The organism is Streptomyces cacaoi (genome assembly GCF_006539165.1).
GTDB lineage: Bacteria > Actinomycetota > Actinomycetes > Streptomycetales > Streptomycetaceae > Streptomyces > Streptomyces cacaoi.
Map to the genome: position 1 here is coordinate 325,121 of NZ_BJMM01000002.1, position 15,614 is coordinate 340,734.

General features: G+C 72.2%; 13 protein-coding genes and 2 tRNA genes. 5 read left to right on the plus strand and 10 right to left on the minus strand.

Features of this window, described 5'->3' with window-relative positions; genetic code table 11:
• The first annotated feature begins 60 nt into the window (after positions 1 to 60).
• Positions 61 to 633 carry a TetR/AcrR family transcriptional regulator gene (locus SCA03_RS01865; protein ID WP_030890254.1) on the plus strand — a complete coding sequence of 191 codons (573 nt, stop codon included), beginning with the start codon at positions 61 to 63 and terminating at the stop codon, positions 631 to 633.
• A gap of 24 nt (positions 634 to 657) precedes the next feature.
• On the opposite strand, the gene SCA03_RS01870 is transcribed toward SCA03_RS01865, so the two are convergent.
• The 6 genes from SCA03_RS01870 to SCA03_RS01895 all read right to left on the minus strand — a co-directional run bounded on the left by SCA03_RS01870 (position 658) and on the right by SCA03_RS01895 (position 7,117).
• A complete protein-coding gene (locus SCA03_RS01870; protein ID WP_086815249.1) occupies positions 658 to 1,761 on the minus strand; it encodes a PP2C family protein-serine/threonine phosphatase in 1,104 nt (367 codons plus the stop codon).
• A 248-nt stretch (positions 1,762 to 2,009) separates the two neighbouring features.
• A complete protein-coding gene (locus SCA03_RS01875; protein ID WP_030875263.1) occupies positions 2,010 to 2,999 on the minus strand; it encodes a zinc-dependent alcohol dehydrogenase family protein in 990 nt (329 codons plus the stop codon).
• Positions 2,996 to 3,892, minus strand: a complete 897-nt coding sequence (locus SCA03_RS01880) for a carbohydrate ABC transporter permease (RefSeq protein ID WP_030875261.1) — start codon at positions 3,890 to 3,892, stop codon at positions 2,996 to 2,998. The genes SCA03_RS01875 and SCA03_RS01880 overlap by 4 nt, the downstream gene beginning before the upstream one ends.
• The gene (locus tag SCA03_RS01885; protein WP_086815248.1) at positions 3,889 to 4,845 is read right to left on the minus strand and encodes a carbohydrate ABC transporter permease; all 957 of its coding nucleotides are present in this window, start codon (positions 4,843 to 4,845) and stop codon (positions 3,889 to 3,891) included. The genes SCA03_RS01880 and SCA03_RS01885 overlap by 4 nt, the downstream gene beginning before the upstream one ends.
• Positions 4,842 to 6,221: an ABC transporter substrate-binding protein gene (locus SCA03_RS01890; protein WP_030875254.1), complete on the minus strand. Its 1,380-nt coding sequence runs from the start codon at positions 6,219 to 6,221 to the stop codon at positions 4,842 to 4,844. Before SCA03_RS01890 ends, SCA03_RS01885 begins: the two co-directional genes overlap by 4 nt.
• A 131-nt stretch (positions 6,222 to 6,352) precedes the next feature.
• Positions 6,353 to 7,117 carry a DeoR/GlpR family DNA-binding transcription regulator gene (locus SCA03_RS01895; protein ID WP_030875251.1) on the minus strand — a complete coding sequence of 255 codons (765 nt, stop codon included), beginning with the start codon at positions 7,115 to 7,117 and terminating at the stop codon, positions 6,353 to 6,355.
• Between the two features lie 646 nt (positions 7,118 to 7,763).
• Between SCA03_RS01895 and SCA03_RS01900 the strand changes: the two genes are divergently transcribed.
• Positions 7,764 to 8,399 (plus strand): M23 family metallopeptidase, encoded by a 636-nt coding sequence (locus SCA03_RS01900; protein ID WP_086815246.1) that lies wholly within the window; start codon positions 7,764 to 7,766, stop codon positions 8,397 to 8,399.
• 171 nt (positions 8,400 to 8,570) lie between these two features.
• Here SCA03_RS01900 and SCA03_RS01905 read toward each other — a convergent pair.
• The 3 genes from SCA03_RS01905 to SCA03_RS01915 form a co-directional block, all read right to left on the minus strand.
• Positions 8,571 to 8,644 (minus strand) — tRNA-Pro (locus SCA03_RS01905).
• Between the two features lie 252 nt (positions 8,645 to 8,896).
• Entirely contained in the window at positions 8,897 to 9,352 is a 456-nt protein-coding gene (locus SCA03_RS01910; protein WP_030890245.1) for a cold-shock protein, read from the minus strand.
• A gap of 164 nt (positions 9,353 to 9,516) precedes the next feature.
• A complete protein-coding gene (locus SCA03_RS01915; protein ID WP_030875242.1) occupies positions 9,517 to 10,368 on the minus strand; it encodes a helix-turn-helix transcriptional regulator in 852 nt (283 codons plus the stop codon).
• 217 nt (positions 10,369 to 10,585) lie between these two features.
• Here SCA03_RS01915 and SCA03_RS01920 point away from each other — a divergent pair, with 217 nt between their 5' ends.
• A complete protein-coding gene (locus tag SCA03_RS01920) occupies positions 10,586 to 12,106 on the plus strand; it encodes an MFS transporter (RefSeq protein ID WP_230988437.1) in 1,521 nt (506 codons plus the stop codon).
• A 137-nt stretch (positions 12,107 to 12,243) separates the two neighbouring features.
• Here the strand turns inward: SCA03_RS01920 and SCA03_RS01925 are convergent.
• Positions 12,244 to 12,320: transfer RNA gene (locus tag SCA03_RS01925), tRNA-Pro, on the minus strand.
• Between the two features lie 254 nt (positions 12,321 to 12,574).
• On the opposite strand from SCA03_RS01925, the gene SCA03_RS01930 reads away from it, so the two are divergent.
• Both SCA03_RS01930 and SCA03_RS01935 read left to right on the plus strand, forming a co-directional pair.
• Complete coding sequence (locus tag SCA03_RS01930) at positions 12,575 to 13,903, plus strand: NAD(P)/FAD-dependent oxidoreductase (RefSeq protein ID WP_030875235.1); 1,329 nt, start codon at positions 12,575 to 12,577, stop codon at positions 13,901 to 13,903.
• A gap of 616 nt (positions 13,904 to 14,519) precedes the next feature.
• Positions 14,520 to 15,602: a glycosyltransferase family 2 protein gene (locus SCA03_RS01935; RefSeq protein ID WP_086815245.1), complete on the plus strand. Its 1,083-nt coding sequence runs from the start codon at positions 14,520 to 14,522 to the stop codon at positions 15,600 to 15,602.
• The last annotated feature ends 12 nt before the right edge of the window (positions 15,603 to 15,614 follow it).

The following is a 15,614-nucleotide window of genomic DNA, read 5'->3' on the forward strand; positions in this document are numbered from 1 at the left end:
CTGTAGAAATCTCTGTGCGGGACAGCGTACGGCGGTCCTCTACCGGTGTAGAAAGGCGGGGTGACGACGGACCGCAGAACAGCACTCGCCGACACCGCCATCGACGTACTCGCCCGGGACGGCATGCGCGGCCTCACCCACCGCGCCGTGGACCGGGCCGCCGCCTTCCCGCCCGGCACCACCTCCGCCTACTTCCGCACCCGGCAGGCCCTGCTCACCGCGCTCGTGCGCCGCCTCGCCGACCGCGACCAGGCCGAACTCCAGGAAGCCGGACGTGCCGCCGGCCGCCCCCGCACCGTCGCCGAACTCACCGCCGGACTCACCGCCTTCACCGCCCGCCGCCTCACCGGCGAGGGCCGGCTGCGCACCCTCGCCCGCTACGCCTGCGCCGTCGAGAGCGTCCGCCACCCCGAGCTGCGCGAGATCCTCACCCCCCGCGACAACGCCGCACGGAGCGCCGTACGCGACTTCCTCGCCGCGCACGGGGCCCGGGAGCCGGAGGAGCGCACCAACACCCTGCTGGCCTGCGTCGACGGCCTGGTGTTCGACCGGCTGGTGAGCGGCGGCGCCGTCGCGGAGACGGAGATCGAGGCCCTGGTCGCCGCCGCGCTCTCGCCCGCCGGCACCCCCTGACCGGCCCGGCGCGCGCCCGTCGCCCTACGCCGTCTCCGGCCCCTCCCGCCCGGGCTCCTCGTGCAGCAGGACGAGCACCGCCAGATCGTCCTGGCGCTGGCCGCCGGTCCAGTGGGTGACGGCGGCGATCAGCGCATCGGCCAGCTCGCACGGGTGCCGGGGCGTGATCCCGGCCAGGTCCCTGGTGGCGTCGAAGAACACGCCGCGCGCGTCCCTGGCCTCCGTCACCCCGTCCGTGACCAGCACCAGCGCGTCCCCGGGAGCGAACGGCAGCGTCTCGGCCACCCGCCGCGCCGGCCGCCCGAGGCCCGTCGACAGCGGCAGCTCGGGATGGGCCGGCTCCAGACAGGTCACCTGACCCTCCCGAACCAGATAGGGCGGCGGATGGCCCCGGTTGAGCAGCGTCACCGAGCCGCCGCCGGGTGGGATCTCGACGAGCAGGGCCGTCACGAAGCCCTCGATGTCGTCCAGCGTGTCCTGCCGCCGGCCGCCCTCGCGGTCGAGCGCCCGATCGAGCCGCTCGGCCAGCTCGTGCAGCGTCGGCATGTGCTCGGCCGCCTCGCGGAACGCCCCCACGACCACCGACACGGCCGAGACGGCGCGCAGCCCCTTGCCCCGCACATCGCCGATGATCGCCCGGATCCCGAACGGGGTCTCCTGGAGCGCGTACAGGTCGCCGCCGATCGCCGCCCCCACCTGCGCGGCCACGTACCGGTCCGCGATCGTCACCGGGCCCACGCTCTCCGGCGGCGCCGGCAGCACCGCCCGCTGGGCCGCCTCGGCGACGTCCTGCACCGCCGTCAGATCGTCCTGCTGCCGGTCGACGAACCACTTGATCCACAGCCCGACCAGCCCGACGAGCAGCACCGCCAGCACGTCCGTGACGACGGCCGTCGGCTCGCGGTGCGCGGCCACCGCCATCCCCGCCGCCGTCCCGCAGGCGGCCAGCGCGTACAGCGCACAGACCCGGAAGGTGGAGACCATGCTCGCCAGCAGCGGTGCGCAGGACAGCAGGGGGAGCCCGAAGTACGGCCGGGGGCCGAAGGCGTCGGCCAGCGCGCCGCCGACGAGCAGCACCAACGGCGCCGTATGCGGCACCCTGCCCAGCACGTTCCGCGCTCTGCGCACCCCAGCTCTCCCCGTTCCTCCTCGATGGAGCACGGAAATCCGTGCTCTTTCCCGCCGATTCTTACATTTATGGGTATTTCCGCAGCTTTACTGCGGACGAGCGGCAGGGGAGGGCGAGCACGCCGGAGCGCCGTGCCGGGAGAAGGAGGAGCCGACACGGCGCCCGGTGGACGGCCGTGGGGTGCTGCGGTGTGCGGCCGTCGCCGTCCGGTGCTCCGCCCGGGGGCGAGCGGAGCACCGGGGAGCCGTCAGGGAGCGACGACGATCTTCCGCCCCTTGCCCTGGGCGAACCGGTCCAGCGCCTCGGGGTAGGAGTCCAGCGGCATCCGGTCCGAGATGAACACCTCGGGGTCGAGCACCCCGGCGGCGAACAGCTCGGCGGCCCGCTCGTAGCTGTGCAGCACCGCCATCGAACCGGTGATGGTGATCTCCTGGTTGTAGATCCGGTACGGGTCGATCGTGGCGCGCGTCGCGTAGTCCGCGACCCCGAACTGCAAGAAGGTCCCCGCCTTGGCGACCCGGCCGAGCCCGTCCTGGATGGCCGCCGCGTTGCCCGTGGCGTCCACGACCAGGTCCCAGCCCTCCGGCTGGTCCAGCTCGTCGGCGCCGACCGCCGCCCGCGTGCAGGACAGCTGCCGGGCCGTCGCCAGCCGGTCGGGGTTCACATCGACCATGTCGACGGAGGCCGCACCGGTGCGCTTGGCCAGCTCCAGCATCATCAGGCCCATCGTCCCCGAGCCGTAGATGAGCACATGGGCGCCCAGCCTGGTGTTGAGCACGTCGTAACCGCGCACGGCGCAGGACAGCGGCTCGATCAGCGCGGCGTCCTCGGTGCGCACATGCTCCGGCAGCGGCACGCAGTTGGCGACGGGCGCGACGGCGTACTCGGCGGCGCCGCCCGCCCGCGTCACCCCGATCGCCTGCCACCGGTCGCACAGGTTGTTGTGCCCGGTGCGGCACCAGCGGCACTCGTAGCAGTACAGCGAGGGGTCGACGGCGACCCGGGTGCCCTCGGCCAGCTCGGTGACCTCGCTGCCCACGGCCACCACCTCGCCCGCGAACTCGTGCCCCGGCACCACCGGCAGGGTGGGCGCGAACTCGCCCTGGAGGATGTGCAGATCGGTTCCGCACAGACCGCACGCCGCCACCTTCACCACCACGTCGCGGGGTCCGGGGGTGGGGTCGGGGACGTGCGAGAGGGCGACCTTGCCCACGGACTCGACGACTGCGGCCTTCATTTGACAGCTCCTAGCGACAGGCCCTGGACCAGCTTGTCCTGGGCGGCGAACCCCGCGGCGAGCACCGGCAGGGAGATCACGAGGGACGCGGCGCACACCTTCGCCAGGAACAGCCCCTGGCTGGTGATGAAACCGGTCAGGAAGACCGGCGCGGTCTGGGCCACCACACCGGTCAGCACACGCGCGAAGAGCAACTCGTTCCAGCTGAAGATGAAGCAGATCAGCGCGGTGGCGGCGATGCCGGGCGCGGCGACCGGCGCGACGACGCGGGTCAGGACGGTGGGCAGCCGCGCCCCGTCGATCTGCGCCGCCTCGATCAGCGCCACCGGCACCTCGGCGAGGAAGGACTGCATCATCCACACCGCGATCGGCAGGTTCATCGACGTGTAGAGGATGACCAGCAGCCAGACGTTGTCCAGCATCCCGGTGTTCTTCGCGAACAGATAGATCGGCAGCAGGCCGGCCACCAGCGGCAGCATCTTCGTCGACAGGAAGAAGAACAGCACATCCGTCCACTTGCGCACCGGACGGATCGACAGCGCGTAGGCCGCCGGCAGCGCGAGCACGAGCACGCACAGCGTCGAGAACACCGACGCCATCAGCGAGTTGGCGAGCGCGGGCCACGGGCTGGGCCCGCCCCCGCCGCCGAAGAACTCGCGGTACCCGTCCAGCGTGAGCGAGGCGCCCACCGAGGGCGGATTGGTGGCGGCGTCCGACTCCGAGTGGAAGGAGGTCAGCACCATCCAGGCCATCGGCAGGACGAACACCAGGGCGCACACCCAGGCCAGCAGGCCCAGCAGGGTGTTGACCCGGCGTGCCCGGCGGGGCGACGGGGCGCCCGGCGGGGCCTGTGCGCCCCGGGCGGCGGGCGGAGCTGCGGTGGCGGCGCTCATGCGCGGACCTCCTCGCGGAAGAGGGACGAGACCACCCGCAGGACGAGGGTGGCGATCACCAGCGAGCCGATCACCACCAGCACACCGGCGGCCGAGGCGAGGCCGTACTCGTGGCCCTGGTAGAAGGTCTGGTAGATCGTGTACGGAAGGTTGGCGGTGCCGAGCCCGCCCGAGGTGATCGTGAAGACGGCGTCGAAGTTCTGCACGATGTAGATGGAGCCGAGCAGCGCCCCCAGCTCCAGGTAGCGCCGCAGATGCGGCAGTGTGAGGTACCGGAAGATCTGCCAGGCACCGGCCCCGTCGATCCGGGCGGCCTCGATGGCGTCCGCCGGGCGGCTCTGGAGACCGGCCAGCAGGATGAGCATCATGAACGGCGTCCACTGCCAGATCAGCGCGATCTCCACCGCGCCGAGCGGCATGGAGGCGATCCAGTCCGGCTGGGGCGGTTTGTCGCCGCCCACCCAGGTGAGCAGGCCGTTGAGCAGCCCGTACTCGGGGTTGAACAGCACGTGCTTCCACAGCAGCGCGGCGGCCACCGGGACCAGCAGGAACGGCGCGATCAGCAGCGTGCGCACCAGGCCGCGGCCCGGGAAGCGCCGGTCGAGCAGCAGCGCGAGCAGCAGCCCGAGCACCAGGCTCACCAGCACGACGACGACCGTGAGCAGGATGGTGGTCAGCACCGAGTCGCGCAGCTGCGCATCACCCAGCACCTCCTGGTAGTTGGCCAGGCCGCCGAAGGTCCGCGCCTCCGGGTAGAGGGCGTTCCAGTCGAAGAAGGAGACGACCAGCGTGGCGGCGAAGGGCAGCTGCGTCACCACGATCAGGAAGATCAGCGCGGGCAGCAGCGGCGCGCGCGTCACCCAGGCCCGCACCTTGCCGGGCGGCCGGGAGGCCGGGGCGGCGGACGAGGGGGCGGCGGACGGTTCCGCGGGAGCGACGGTCGGAGTGGTCACTGGCGGTCCCGCCCCTCGTAGTCCTCGGAGATCTCGGACGCCAGCTTCTGGGACTTGCGCAGCGCGCTGTCCACCGACTGGCGCCCGGCGATCGCCGCGCTGATCTCCTGCGACACCTTCGTACCCAGGTCGGCGAACTCGGGTATGCCGACGAACTGGATGCCGATCGCCGGGCGTTCCTGCACGCCCGGATCCCGCGGTTTGGCGCCCGCGATGGCCTGCTTCGTGACCTCGCCGAAGTCACCGGCCTGCTTCTTGTACTCGGGCAGCTCATAGGTGGAGGCCCGCTTGCCCGCCGGCACGTTGGCCCAGCCGAACTCCCGCCCCACCAGCCGCTCGTACTCCTTGCCGGAGGCCCAGGAGATGAACTTCCACGCCTTGTCGGGGTTGGGGCTGGCCTTCTGGATGCCCCAGGCCCAGGTGTACAGCCAGCCCGACTGCTTGGTGCGCTCCACCGGGGCCGGCACGTACCCGATCTTGCCGCGCACCGGGGACTTGGCCGCCTCCAGCGAGCCCGCCCCCGCGGTGGCGTCGTACCACATGGCACTCTTGCCCTGCGTCATGTTGTTGAGGCACTCGGCGTACCCGGACTGCGCGGCGCCCGCCTGCCCGTGCTCGCGCACGAGCTTCACATAGAACTTCGTCGCCTTGACGAACTCCGGGTCCTGGAGCCGGGCCTTCCAGTCCTTGTCGAACCAGGTGCCCCCGAAGGTGTTGACCATGGACGTCAGCGGTGCGATCAGCTCGCCCCAGCCGGGCAGCCCGCGCAGACAGATCCCCTTCATCCCCTTGCGGGAGCCGTCCGCCTTCGCGGCCAGCTCCGCGACCTGCTGCCAGGTGGGGTGGGCGGGCATCTTCAGCCCTTCCTCGGCGAAGACGTCCTTGCGGTACATCAGGAAGGAGGACTCGCCGTAGAACGGCTCGGCGTAGACCTGCCCGTCCTCGCCGCTGAGCGACTCCCGCACCGGCGGCAGGATGTCCTTCTGGTCGAAGCGTTTGTCCTTCTTGATGTAGGGGTCCAGCGAGCGCAGCCACTCGTTCTTGGCATAGACCGGCGTCTCGTAGTTGCTGAGGGTCGCCACGTCGTACTGGCCCGCCTGGTTGGCGAAGTCCTGGCTGATCTTGTCGCGGACGTCGTTCTCCGGCAGGACCGTGAAGTCGACCTTGATACCGGTCTTCGCGGTGAAGTGCTCGGCGGTCAGCTTGCGCAGCTCGGCCATCTGAGGGTTGTTCACCATCAGGACGCGAAGCGTGTCACCGCCGGACGCGAGCTCTCCGGCCCCGGCGCAGCCGGAGAGCGCTAGCAGCATGCCGGCGGTGGTCACCGCCAGAACCGCGCGGCCTCTCCGCATGCGGGGGCGGCTCGGATGGTGCATCGGGAACTCCTGGCATTTTCGGATGGATTTCGATTCAGCGGATGCGTAAGGAGCCACCGTCCACCGCCAGGCTGCCCGCAGCGGCGCGCGACGGCTCCCCACGACGGAGAGCGGACAGGCCGTCGGACCCGTCAGACCCGGATGACCTGCGGCCCACGCAGGGCGTAGCGGTGCGCCTCGTGCCCGGGCAGCGCCGTCGAGGTCACGATCGCCTCGAAGTCGCCGACCTCGGCGAACCGGCAGAAGCTCACGGCGCCGAACTTCGAGTGCAGCCCCGCGAACACCCGCCGCCGGGAAGCCCGCACCGCCTGCGCCTTCACCTCGCCGACGGCCGGATCCGGAGTGGTCAGCCCGTGCTCCCGCGAGATGCCGTTCGCGCCGACGAAGGCCAGGTCGATGACGAAACCCGCCAGCATCTTCGACGTCCAGTGCTCCACGGTCGCCAGCGTGCCGCCACGCACCCGGCCCCCCAGCAGCAGCACGGTGAACTCCCCGTCGCCCGCCGCCAGGGAGCTGGCGACCGGCAGGGACGCCGTCACCACCGTCAGCGGCCGGTCCCGCGGAAGCGCCTCGGCGATCAGCTGCGGGGTGAACCCCTCGTCGATGAACACCGTTTCGGCGTCCCCGAGCATCCCGGCCGCCGCCTGCGCTATCCGCCGTTTCTCCGGCACGTGCATCGTCGTGCGGAACGCCAGCGTCGTCTCGAAGCCCGCACTCTCGACCGGATAGGCGCCACCGTGCGTACGGCGCAGCAGCCCGTGCGACTCCAGTACCCGCAGATCGCGGCGCACGGTCTCCTTCGCGACGCCCAGATCCACCGCGAGCCGCCCGACGTCGACGGCCCCCTCACGGCGGGCCGTCGCCACGATCGTCCGCTGCCGCTCCTCCGCACTCATGCTCTCGGGTGCACCTCTCCGTTCGGTCACCGCGGTGCCCGTTCCTGCCCGCAGGGAGAGTTCTACCGGCCCGCGTGCCCCCCGACCAGACTCCTCCTGAACCCGATGCTGCCCGCTTCTGCCCGCTTCCGATGGGGAGTTGAGCCGCTTCAACCCTGGAACCAGGGGTTCCGCGGTCACGAACGGATGCCCGCCCGCACAGCACGGGCGCCCGTTTCCTGCCCGGTGCCTGTCCACCACCGCCCGGAACGGACGTTGCGCCTGTCGACGAGTGCCGACGAGCGCCGACGAGCGCGGACGACTGCCGGCGATTGGCGCCGACCGCCGACCACCACCACTGCCGACGGCGGCCGACAGCCTCCACCGGCCACCCGGCCGACGGGCACGGACGGACCCGCGCACGCCAGGGGGCGCACAGCGCTCTTCCCGGCGCCTCGCTTACATCCCGTTGGGCGCTCCCGCTACCTCTGCGCGGGTGAAAGAACCACGATCGCGCCCGGAATCTCAGCGGCACGGCGCCCCGTAACGAGTTTGCTACCTCTCACCCGGCACGGGGGGAGCGGCCCGCCCCCCGGTCCGGGACGTACGGGCCTGACTCCGACACCAACCCAGAGTTTCCGGACTCGACGGCAAGGAGCTGATCCAGATGCGCAAGACCAAGGTCGCAACCTTCGGTGTGCTGGCCGCGGCGATGATCGCGGTCCCCGCCACCCCCGCATTCGCCTACGAGGTGGAGCCCGGCGACACGCTCTCCGAGCTCGCCCAGAAGCACGGAACGACCTGGCAAGACCTCGCGGCCAGAAACGGCCTCCCCGATCCCGATCGCATCTACGCCGGCCAGCATCTCGACCTGGACGGGGCCAGTAGCCCCGATACGCCCACGGCCCCCCGTCAGCAGGCCGCTCCGCCCCAGCAGTCCGCACCCCAGCAGCCCACCGCACCCCGGCGCGAATCCCGGCCGCAGAGCGAAACGCAGCCGTCCGGGCAGCAGTCCTCCGGCAGCCACTCGGCCGGGAAGCACTCCTCCGGCGGGAGCCGTGCCTCCGCGCCCCAGGCGGCCTCCCGCTCCGAGGCCCGGGCCAAGAAGGAGATCATCCGCCGCGAGTCCAGCGGCAACCCGAACGCTCAGAACGGCAAGTACCACGGCCTGTTCCAGACCGACCAGCCGTGGGGCCGCGGCACCGTCGCCGAACAGCACGCCGGCGCCGAGAAGTACGTCCGGGAGCGCTACGGGTCCTGGAAGTCGGCGCTGCACTTCCACGACACACACGGCTGGTACTGACCCACACACGGCTGGTACTGACCCGCGACGCAAACCCCCAGGCGGCACCGCCCGGCCCAGGCGCCGGGCCGGGCGGGCCCCCGGAACAGCAACCCCCGCACAGCGCGGACGCGCACACGAAAGAGCCGCTCCGGCACTGCCGGAGCGGCCTTCACCTGCTCTTCTTCACTGTCGGGACGGCGGGATTTGAACCCACGACCCCTTGACCCCCAGTCAAGTGCGCTACCAAACTGCGCCACGTCCCGGTGCCTCACGACTCGGGGCCGGGCCCCGCGCCGCTCGCGCGGTAAGAACAATACAACACTTCGAACGCCCGGATCACCGCCGACCTGCCACCGCCCGCGGTACCGGCCGTCCCGGGCGCCCCGCCCCGCCTCGGCGGAAACCGGCACCCGGCCCCGGCCCCCGGAGCCCCCGGCCCGGGCCCGTGCACACGCTCGGCGCACGACGGGCCCCACGCGGGCCGGGGGCCGGAAACAGCCGGAGGAAAGAAGACGTCAGTCCTCCGCCCAGCCGTGACTGCGGCCGAACTGCACCAACTGCCGCCGGATCTCCAGGACCTGTTTGCCCGTCAGCTCCGGCGCCGTGGCCAGCAGCAGCTCGGTGACGGAACGGGTGTACTCGGCGACACTGAGCACGTCGCACAGCGGATCCTCGCCGTCCTCCGTGCGCGGCGACGGCGACGGCACCGACGAGGAGAGCCCCGCGGGAGCCACGGCGCCGCGCGCCGGAGCGGAGGCGAACTCGGCCGCCTTCGACAGCCGCACCGAGGAAGCCTTCAGCCCCCGGTCGCCGTCCTCGATCTCGAACTCGACCGCCACGCCCGCGTGCACCAGGGACTCGGGGACCAGCAGATCGTTCGCGTGCAGAAACACGTCTTCGCCGCCGTGTTCCGGCGCGATGAACCCGTAACCCCTCGCACCGTCGAACCGGACAACTCGGCCAGCAGCCATACGTATTCACCTCAACCACATCTCCGGGCCCTGTGCCCGAACACCTGCGCAGATCCTAACGGGCCCGCTGTCGCGAGGAACACGGTTCCCGCAAGTCCACCGCCGAACCGCCGCCCCCGCGCTGCTCCGGCCTCGCGCCTCCCGCCGTGTGAGCGGCAGCGCGCTCAGCCGGGCCGCGCCTCCGCCCGCCGTGCCAGCCGCTCCCTCGTACCCGTCCCCGGCTTCGGCCGGAGCAGCACGATACGCAGATCGGGACGGTCGCCCAGCTGGAGCGCCGTCCGCTCGAACACCAGCCGCCCGTCCGGCACTTGGAAGACCTTCTCGCCGAGTCCGGAGTCCCGCACCTCCTGCTCGGCCCACAGCCGCGCGAAGCTCTCGCTGCGCCGCGACAGCCGGCCGACGATCCGGGCGAACTCCGCGTCGTCCGGATGCCGTGCGGCGTCCGCCCGGAACTGGGCGACGAGCGACGGCGCCATCGACTCCCACTCCGGCAGCACCCGCTCGGCATCCGGACCGCGCTCGAACCCCTCCAGACAGCTGCGCAGCGGGGCCGCCTTCCCGAGCAGCAGCTCGACGGGTGCGTTCGCGTACACGCAGCGCCAGTAACGGTCCAGGACATAGGCGGGGTTCGGGGCCCACTCGTCGGCGAGGGCGGCCACCTGCCCGGGGACGCCCGGCTCCGTGCCGCCGGTGTCCGCGTCCGGCGCGGGCGGTACGTGCCCGGCCAGCCGGTACAGATGCGCCAGTTCGTCCCCGTCCAGCCGCAGTGCCTCACCGACGGCGGCGAGGATGCCCGCGGTGACGGAGATCGGCCGCCCCTGCTCCAGCCACGTGTACCAGGTGAGGCCGACTCCGGCGAGCGTGGCGACCTCCTCGCGCCGGAGCCCCGGGGTGCGGCGCCGCCTCGTCGGCGGAAGCCCCACGTCCTGCGGGGAGAGCCTGGCCCGCCGACTGCGCAGGAAGTCGCGCAACTCCGTTCTGCGTCCTGCCTGCTCCGCTCCCGGCGTGGTGGTCACAGCAACAGCATAAACACCAACTTCACCCTGTGCGCGGGCCGGTTGAGACTGGTCCCGGCCGCGGCGGCCGGACCTTCCCCGGCCGCGCGCTGCCCCGGGCGGCGGCCCCTGCCGGGCCGCCGCGGGGGCCCGGGCCGCCCACCGGCCCGCTCCTCATCTCCGCATCCGCTCGCATCACAGCCCGGGCCGCTCCCGGCACACCGAAAGGCAGCACCACGTGTCCCGCACACCCGACGACGCGCCACGCTCCGGCCCTGCCGAGCCCTCCAGGACCGGGGCACCGGGCACGAGCCCGGACGAGGGACCCGCGGCCGCCACACCGGCCCAATGGGCGGCGCTCGCGGTGCTGTTGCTCGGCGCGTTCATGGGGTTCCTCGACATCTTCATCGTGAACGTCGCCAACCCGTCCATCCAGGCCGAACTGCACGCCGGATTCGCTGAGATCCAACTCGTCCCCACCGGATACACGCTCGCCTACGGCGCCGGCCTGGTGACCGGCGGACGGCTCGGCGACCTCCTCGGCCGGCGCCGCCTCTTCCTGGCGGGGCTGGTCGCCTTCGCCGCCGCCTCGGTGGGCTGCGCCGCGGCCCAGAGCCCCGGCTTCCTCATCGCCGCCCGTGTCGTGCAGGGCCTCGCGGCGGCCGTGATGCTGCCCCAGGTGCTCGCGCTGATCCAGGTCACCTTCCGGCGGGAGAGCCAGCGTGCCCGCGCCATCGGCCTGTACGGGGCGGTCATCGGCGTCGGCGTCGTCGCCGGGCAGATCGTCGGCGGTCTGCTCATCGCCTGGGACGTCGCCGGGCTCGGCTGGAGGTCCGTCTTCCTCGTCAACGTGCCGCTGTGCCTGATCGCCCTCGTGGCCGGTGTCCGGCTGATCGAGGACGACGAGCGCGGCAACGGCGCGGCCGGCCCCCGGCCGACCCTCGACCTGCCGGGTGCCGCCCTGCTCGGTCTCGGTCTGCTGGCCGGTATCCACGCCCTCGTCACCGGAGCGGAACGGGGCTGGCCGGGAGTCCGCACAGCTCAGGCCGTCCTGGCCGTCGCACTGCTGGGCCTGTTCGCGCTCCGGGAGCGCCGTGTGGCCGCCGCCGGGGCGGCACCGCTGCTGCCGCCCCGGCTCTTCCGGCAGCGGGGCTTCGCCCTCGGCCTGCCCACCGCCGCGAGCTTCCACGGCATGAACGGCGCCTTCGTCTTCCTTCTCGCCTTCCATTTGCAGAAGACCGAGGGCCTCACCGCACTGGAGTCCGCGCTGACCTTCACCCCCATGGCGATCCTGACGTCCGTTGCCTCCGTGCTGTGCGGCCGCCTCGTGGCACGTTTCGGCCGCCACGCCGTCACCGCTTCCGCAGCTGCCATGGCGCTCGGACTGCTGCTCGTCCTCGCGGGCGTCGTCCTGCGCCCCGACGGTCCGGCCACGGCGCTGCTGCCCGGTCTGCTGCTGTACGGCGCCGGAGGCGGCATCGTGGCGACCTCACTGCTGGGTACGGCGCTCTCCGGTGTGCACCCGGACGACGTGGGTGCCGCATCGGGAGGCATCCTCACGGCCATCCAGGCGTCCGAGGCACTCGGCGTCGCGGGGATCGGCGCCCTCTTCGCGACGCTCTCCCACAGTGACGCCGCATACGGCTTCGCCCGCACCGTCCTCGTCCTGGCGGCCCTCGCCCTGCTGACCGCCGCGCTGCTCGACCTGCTGGGACGGCCCGGCCGCCGGAGCGCACCGGCGGGGGAGCAGCACAGCTGACCAACCCCGCACAGCTGGTGGGGGCCCGGATGGGAGCAGCACAGCTGAGGAAGTTTTCCGTCGCGAGGGGACGCCGCAGGGCATACGAAAAGGCCATCCCCGAAACCTCGGAGATGGCCTTCGACCTACGAAATCGCTGGTCGGGACGGCGGGATTTGAACCCACGACCCCTTGACCCCCAGTCAAGTGCGCTACCAAACTGCGCCACGTCCCGGTGCCTCACGACTCGGGGCCGGGCCCCGCGCCGCTCGCGCACAAAGAACAATACAGCACTCCAGGCAGTGCTCGCGCACCCCCGTCCGGACCAGCCGGCCCGCATTCATGCAGGCAGGAGCCACGGCAGCGGTCGCCACCGCATCAGCGGCGGGTTTCACGGCGGTGCCCCGGGGAACCCCGGGACGGGCCCGTGCACACGAGGGCCCGCCCCGCGCGGTCCCGCCCCGCCGCTTCCGGAAGGAGGCACACGCAGTGAGCCGGTCGCGCATCGTGATCGTCGGAGCCGGGTTCGCCGGATACCAGGCGGCACGCACCCTCTCCCGCAGGCTCCGCGGACTCGCCGAGATCGTCCTGGTCAACCCCAACGACTACTTCCTGTATCTGCCCCTGCTGCCCGAGGTGGCCTCCGGAGCCCTGGAGCCCCGGCGCGTCTCCGTCTCCCTGGCGGGCACACTGCCCCGCGTCCGGCTCGTCCTGGGCGAAGTGGGTGCCATCGACTTCGACCAGCATCTGCTCCACTACACCGACCCGGAGGGCGGCCGGGGCGAGCTGTCCTACGACCGGCTCCTGCTGACCGTCGGCAGCGTCAACAAACTGCTGCCCATCCCCGGCGTCGCCGAGCACGCCCACGGGTTCCGGGGCATGCCCGAGGCGCTCTACCTGCGCGACCACGTCAACAGGCAGATCGCCATGTCCGCCACCTGCGAGGATCCCGCCGAAGCCGAGGCACGCCGGACCTTCGTGGTCGTGGGCGCCGGATACACCGGCACCGAGGTCGCCGCGCACGGCAAGATGTTCACCGATTCCCTCGCCCGGCAGCACGCCCGCCCCGGGGGGCCCGGCCGCAGGGCCGACCACGCGCCCCGCTGGCTGCTGCTCGACATCGCCTCCCGCGTCCTGCCGGAACTCGACGAACGCCTCTCCACGACAGCGGACCGGGTGCTGCGCAAACGCGGTGTCGAGGTCCGCACCGGAACGTCCGTCAAGGAGGCCACGGATGACGGCGTCCTCCTCGACGACGGAGACTTCGTCCGCACCCACTCGCTCATCTGGTGCGTGGGCGTGCGCCCCGACCCGCTCGTCGAGGACATCGGACTGGACACCGAGCGCGGACGCCTCGTCGTCGACCCGTACCTGCGCGTGCCCGGATGCCCCGACGTGTACGCCTGCGGCGACGCCGCCGCCGTGCCCGACCTGACACAGCCCGGGTCCTACACACCGATGACCGCTCAGCACGCCACACGCCAGGGCAAGATCGCGGGCCGTAATCTCGCCGCCTCCCTCGGCCACGGTGACGCGCGGCCCTACAAGCACCACGACCTGGGCTTCACCGTGGACCTCGGCGGGATCCAGGGCGCCGCGAATCCGCTGGGTCTCCCGCTGTCCGGACCGCTCGCCAACCTCGTCACGCGCGGCTACCACCTGGCCGCCATGCCGGGGAACCGTGTGCGCGTCCTCGCCGACTGGGCCCTGGACGCCGTTCTGCCGCGCCAGGCGGCCCAGCTCGGGCTGGTCCGCTCCTGGTCCGTGCCGCTGGAATCCTCCTCGCCGGAGGTCGCACGGCTGCCCTCCGCGCACTGAGCCGCCGGGGCCGGGCTGCCGACGAGTCCGGCTGGGCCCTCTGAGCTCCCGAGCCGCCTGATCGGGTCTCGCATGAGCCCTCTGATCGGGTCTCGCGCGGGTGCGTCGGCCCGCAGGGGGTGCCGGGGCCCGTACGAGGGCGTTCGGTGCCGGGCCCCGGGTGCCGGAGGTGGCGCTCCGCGTCGGTGTACCGCGGCCTGCGCACCGGGGCCGGTGCACCGGGGCCGTCACTCACCCACACGAGTGCCGGAGTTGTCCACAACTCCCTGGTTTTCCACGGGAATCGGGTCTCTTCGGCAGCCCTCGCCGAACGCCGCTACCTTCCTTCGCATCGCCCCCGGGACCCACCGGCCGGGCTCCGCACCACCAGCAAGGGAGGGATCCCCATGCACGGGGGACTGCCCATGATCGGGCTCAGCGTGCTCGTCTACGCGGCCGTCGCAGCCGTGGTTCTCGCCGGGACCGCCTGCGGCCGCGTCCGGGAGCACACGCGAAGGAGCCGCCACGTCCGGAACGCCGGGGGCTGCGCCCGTCCGGCGTCGCGGCACGGGGCCCGGCGGCACCGGCGATTCCGGCGCGTCCGCCGCGCCGGGCAGGCACGGGGGAGTGGTGAGCCGTGCACGGCCGTGTGACCGTCATCGTGCCGGCCCACAACGAGGAGGCCGGCCTCCCCGCCACCCTGGAGTCCATCCGGGCCCAGACCCACCCGCCGGTCCAGGTCATCGTCGTCGACGACGCCTCCCAGGACCGCACCGGAGACGTCGCCCGGCGCCACGGCGCCCAGGTACTGCGCCCACCCGCGAACCTCGGCAGCAAGGCCAAGGCCCAGAACCACGCCCTGGCCCACTGCGAGGGAGACCTCGTCCTGGCCGTCGACGCCGACACCGTCCTCGCACCCGACTACATCGAACGCCTCGTGCCCGCCTTCGACGCCCCCGAAGTCCTCGTCGCCGCCGGCAATGTGCAGACCCGCTTCGCCAGAACCGTGTGGGAACGCGGGCGCTCCGTGGAGTACCTCTTCGGGTTCCACTGGCACCGCCCCATCCAGGAGCGCGCCGGCAGCCCCATGGTCTGCTCGGGCTGCTGCTCCGTCTTCCGCCGGGACGCGCTCGTGGCGGCGGGCGGCTTCCCGGAACGCACCATCGTCGAGGACATGGACTACAGCTGGCAGGTGCAGATCGACGGCCACCGCGCCCGCTACGTGAGCGGGGCCGTCGCCTGGGCCGCCGACCCGGAGACTCTGCTGTACCTGCGCAAACAGCTCTGGCGCTGGATGGCGGGTTTCTGCCAGAACATCCGTATCCACGCCGCCGACCTGGTGGTGCGCAAGCCGATGCTCGCCGTATGGGTGCTGCTCGCCCTCACCGAGATCCTCATCGCGCCCCTGTGGTGGGCCACACCCGTACTGCTGACCCTGGCCTGGGACGAGCCGCTGCCCCGCGCCCTCGCCTGGTGGGTAGGCGGCGAACTCGCCCTCACACTGCCGCCGTTGCTCTACGCCACGCACAAACGGGGTCTGCGTCTGCGCAAGGTGCTCACCGATCTCCCCTGCGTCTATCCGACCAGAATCGTCAACCTCTGGTACGCGTGGAAGGCGGTCCTCGTCGAGTTGGTACTCGTCCCGCTGCGCCTCTCCCGCGGCCTCACCGTGTACGAGAAAGGCAGGGCGCCGGGACCGGCTCTCGCCGCACCGGCATGAGCCGTACGGAGG

Bases quoted from the DNA above. Each gene is read 5' to 3' on its own strand.
- SCA03_RS01890 (WP_030875254.1), bottom strand. From the start codon at position 6,221: ATGCACCATCCGAGCCGCCCCCGCATGCGGAGAGGCCGCGCGGTTCTG.
- SCA03_RS01875 (WP_030875263.1), bottom strand. From the start codon at position 2,999: ATGAAGGCCGCAGTCGTCGAGTCCGTGGGCAAGGTCGCCCTCTCGCAC.
- SCA03_RS01900 (WP_086815246.1), top strand. From the start codon at position 7,764: ATGCGCAAGACCAAGGTCGCAACCTTCGGTGTGCTGGCCGCGGCGATG.
- SCA03_RS01895 (WP_030875251.1), bottom strand. From the start codon at position 7,117: ATGAGTGCGGAGGAGCGGCAGCGGACGATCGTGGCGACGGCCCGCCGT.
- SCA03_RS01880 (WP_030875261.1), bottom strand. From the start codon at position 3,892: ATGAGCGCCGCCACCGCAGCTCCGCCCGCCGCCCGGGGCGCACAGGCC.
- SCA03_RS01910 (WP_030890245.1), bottom strand. From the start codon at position 9,352: ATGGCTGCTGGCCGAGTTGTCCGGTTCGACGGTGCGAGGGGTTACGGG.